Source organism: Saccharomonospora iraqiensis subsp. iraqiensis, assembly GCF_000430445.1.
GTDB classification, from domain to species: domain Bacteria; phylum Actinomycetota; class Actinomycetes; order Mycobacteriales; family Pseudonocardiaceae; genus Saccharomonospora; species Saccharomonospora iraqiensis.
This window is the reverse complement of the sequence record NZ_KE387044.1, coordinates 5,409-8,853: the sequence shown is the minus strand read 5'-3', so window position 1 is coordinate 8,853 and position 3,445 is coordinate 5,409. Positions and strand designations below refer to the sequence as shown.

Below are 3,445 nucleotides of genomic sequence, written 5' to 3'. Positions count from 1 at the left end.
ACCCGCAGGAGCGGCGGTGACGCAGCTCGGGGGCCAGCCGGACCGTCTCGGCGGCACGGTCGGGGTCGGCGATCCGGGCGAGCAGCAACCGCACGGCCTGCGCCCCGATCTCGGCGACCGGCTGCGCCATCGTGGTCAGCGGCGGATCGACCAGGTCGGCCCACTCCGGGTCGTCGTAGCCGACGACGGCCACGTCGGTCCCGATCCGGATGCCGCGCCTGCGCGCCTCGTGCAGGACCCCGACACACATCGCGTCGTTGGACACCACCACGGCCGTGGCCGGGTCGGACGCGTCCAGCAGGGTGCCGAAGGCGTGGGCGGCCCGCCCGGACTCGGAGTACCCGCAGGCGAGCAGGTCCGGGTCCCACGGCAGTCCGGCGCGGCCGAGGCCCAGCCGGTGCCCGAGGATGCGTTCCTCACTGGTCGCGAGCCCGGGCGTGCCGCTGATCAGGCCGATCCGGCGGTGCCCGTGCGCGGCCAGGTGCTCGGTCAGCGCCGAGGACGCCTGGATGTTCTCCGAGCCGACCTGGTCGACGTCGCCGCGCGTGGACACTCGGTCGAGCAGCACCGTGGGGGTCCCGACGGACACCAGCTCGCCGACCACCGCACCGTCGCCGGGGGCCGGGGTGAGCAGCAACCCCTCCACCCGCCGGGCGCGCAACGCGCGGACGATGGCGCCCTCCGTCTCCGCCGTGTCGTGCGTGTCCGCCAGCAGGACCGTGTACCCGGCGGCCGCGGCCTCGCGTTCGACGGTCCGCATCAGGGTCGCGAAGTACGGGTTCGCCAGCAGGGAGATCGCCACCCCGATCGTGCGGGTGCCGCCCGTGACGAGCGACCGGGCGATGGCGTCGCCCGTGTAGCCGGTCCGTTCGACGGCGTTGAGCACCGCGGCACGGGTCTCGGGTGCCACGGCCCGGGTGCCGTTGACGACGTGCGAGACGGTGGTGATCGACACACCGGCCAGTTCGGCGATGTCGCGCTGGGTGGGCCGGTTCGACCGCGGCGGTGCCATGATCGCCTCCTGGAGCACGGTGACGACGGGTCGCACGTCAGCCAACCGCATCGCCAACCGTTTGCGCAAACGCTTGCCGAGTCGCGGCCGCCCGCCTACGGTCGCAGGCGCGGGACGTGGAGGAGGTCCGTGTCCGGGAGCTCCCGGCGGAGCCGGCCACCCACGCCGCCGTGACCGTGGCCGCGCCCGGGTGCTCTCCTCGATGCGCTCGGGCGCTCCGCCTGTGACGCGCTCCGGCGCCCCGCCGTCCGCCGGGTTCGGGGCGCCCGGCCTCCGAGGGGAGTGACATGACCTCGTTCGACGAACTGCTCGACCGCGCGCAGACGCTGGTCGACACCGGCAGGCGCACGGTGCTGGGCATCGCGGGCCCGCCCGCGTCGGGGAAGACGTCCCTGGCCTGGCGGATCGCCGACGCGCTGGGTTCGCACGCGGCCGTGGTGGGCATGGACGGCTTCCACCTCGCGCAGGTGGAGCTGGCCAGGCTGGGCCGGACCGACCGCAAGGGGGCACCGGACACGTTCGACGCCCACGGCTACGTCCATCTCGTCCGGCGGCTGTCGGAGGGCCGCGAGCCGGTGTACGCGCCGGAGTTCCGGCGGGAGATCGAGGAGCCGATCGCCGGTGCGGTACCCGTCCCGCCGGGTGTGCGGCTGGTGATCACCGAGGGGAACTACCTGTTGCTCGACTCCGACCCGTGGGAGACCTTGCGCTCCCTGATCGACGAGGTCTGGTACCTGCAGCCGGACGAGGACGCCCGCATCGCGCGGCTGGTGACCCGGCACCGCCGCTACGGACGCTCACTCGTGGAGGCCCAGCAACGCGCCCGCGGTTCGGACCAGCGCAACGCCGACCTGATCGCGCGGACCGCGGACCGCGCCGATCTGATCGTCCGGGAGATGGACCTGCCGCACTTCGCCGTCTGAGGCGCCGCGTGGGGCGGGCCGTCAGGCCCGGGTGGTCTGCGCCTCGGTGTCGCTCGGCTTGCGCATCTCCTGGCGGTAGCGCCAGAGCCCGTAGACGGTTCCGCCGACGAAGAAGCTCAGACTGGCCAGCATCAACGCGCTCTTCAGCCACGGCATCGAATCCAGCAGCCCCGCGCCGTAGTACCCGACCAGCACGAGGGCGGGCACCCACAGCACCGCACCCACGACGGTGGCGACGATGAACCGCGCGGGGTTCATCTGCGCCGCGCCCGCGATCGGTGGGGTGAGCGTGCGGACGTACGGGATGTAGCGCGCCGCCACGACGGCGAAGAAGCCCCTGCGGTCGAAGAACAGCCGGGCCCGTTCCAGGTTCCGTCGGTTCAGCACCTTGCCGTCGCGGCGGGTGGCCACGTGCACCCCCGTCTTCCGGCCGATCGCGTACCCGGCCTGGTTGCCGAGGACGGCGACCACCAGTGCCACCCCGGACAGGGCCCAGGCCTGTCCCTCCGCGTCCTGTTGGGCGAGCACGATCCCGGCGCCGAGCAGCAGCGAGTCACCGGGCAGGAACAGGCCGAGGATCAGCGCGCACTCGATGAACACGAAACTGAGCACGACGACCCAGAGCAGGGGGATCCCCACCGTCATGAGCCAGTCGGGAGCGACCGTCGCGGCGTCGGCGTGCAGCGTGTCCACGTCGGCAGACTACGTTGCTGCCCACCCACGCGGTCACGGTGATTCGGAATCGACCGGGTGCCCGTGCCGTTGAGGCCGGTATGACCGACGACGCTCTCCGCGCGCTGCTCGCCGACCGGCGGTTCGGTGTACTCGCCACACTCCGGCGGGACGGCCCGCCCCAGTTGTCCACGGTGATCCACCACTTCGATCCCGTCAGCGACACCGTGCTGGTCTCGGTCACCGACGACCGGGCGAAGACCCGCAATCTCCGGCGCGACCCCCGGGCGAGCTATCACGTCTCCAGCGACGACGGCTGGTCGTACGCGGTGGCCGAGGGAACCGCCGATCTGCCCCCGGCGGCCGCCGACCCGCACGACGACACGGTGGCCGACCTCGTCGCGCTGTACCGCACGATGGCGGGTGAGCATCCGGACTGGGACGAGTTCCGCGCCGCGATGGTGGCCGAACGCAGGCTGGTGTTGAAGCTGCGGGTCGAGCGGGTGTACGGCATGGTGCGGTGACACACGCCCGGCCCGGCGACGGTGGTCGACGCGTCGGTCAGAGGGTGACCAGGCCGAGCACCGAGCCCACGGCGAATCCGAGGGACCCCGCGAGCAACAACACCCAGCGCAGGGTCAGTGGTGCCGACCCCGACCGGTGATCCTTCCGCCGGGACCCCGCCTCCTCGCCACCGAGACCGGACACCGCACGGCGCAGTTCCAGGGAATCGTGGTCGGCGCCGGACAGCAGCCCGTAGCCGCCGGCGAGCCCGGCCCCGGACCCGTCCGTACCGCCCGTCGGCACCGACGCGGCCGACGGGCCGGACGCGGCCGAC

The 3,445-nt window shown here is 73.1% G+C and carries 5 protein-coding genes; 2 read left to right on the top strand and 3 right to left on the bottom strand.

Annotated features, from left to right (window positions below; genetic code table 11):
• Positions 1-1,012 (bottom strand): LacI family DNA-binding transcriptional regulator (locus tag ACTIR_RS0103485; RefSeq protein WP_026453238.1); only part of this gene is annotated, 1,012 nt, incomplete at its 3' end.
• Positions 1,013-1,299: 287 nt separating this feature from the next.
• On the opposite strand from ACTIR_RS0103485, the gene ACTIR_RS0103480 reads away from it, so the two are divergent.
• Positions 1,300-1,935, top strand: coding sequence for a nucleoside/nucleotide kinase family protein (locus ACTIR_RS0103480; RefSeq protein WP_026453237.1), 636 nt, complete (start codon positions 1,300-1,302; stop codon positions 1,933-1,935).
• A 21-nt stretch (positions 1,936-1,956) separates the two neighbouring features.
• Here ACTIR_RS0103480 and ACTIR_RS0103475 read toward each other — a convergent pair whose 3' ends face one another.
• Positions 1,957-2,628, bottom strand: coding sequence for a DedA family protein (locus ACTIR_RS0103475; protein WP_026453236.1), 672 nt, complete (start codon positions 2,626-2,628; stop codon positions 1,957-1,959).
• Between the two features lie 80 nt (positions 2,629-2,708).
• On the opposite strand from ACTIR_RS0103475, the gene ACTIR_RS0103470 reads away from it, so the two are divergent.
• Positions 2,709-3,131, top strand: a complete 423-nt coding sequence (locus ACTIR_RS0103470) for a PPOX class F420-dependent oxidoreductase (RefSeq protein ID WP_026453235.1) — start codon at positions 2,709-2,711, stop codon at positions 3,129-3,131.
• A 37-nt stretch (positions 3,132-3,168) separates the two neighbouring features.
• On the opposite strand, the gene ACTIR_RS27085 is transcribed toward ACTIR_RS0103470, so the two are convergent.
• Positions 3,169-3,445 (bottom strand): hypothetical protein (locus tag ACTIR_RS27085; RefSeq protein ID WP_199285562.1); only part of this gene is annotated, 277 nt, incomplete at its 5' end.

Coding starts and splice junctions, on each gene's coding strand:
- ACTIR_RS0103470 (WP_026453235.1), top strand. CDS start 2,709: ATGACCGACGACGCTCTCCGCGCGCTGCTCGCCGACCGGCGGTTCGGT.
- ACTIR_RS0103480 (WP_026453237.1), top strand. CDS start 1,300: ATGACCTCGTTCGACGAACTGCTCGACCGCGCGCAGACGCTGGTCGAC.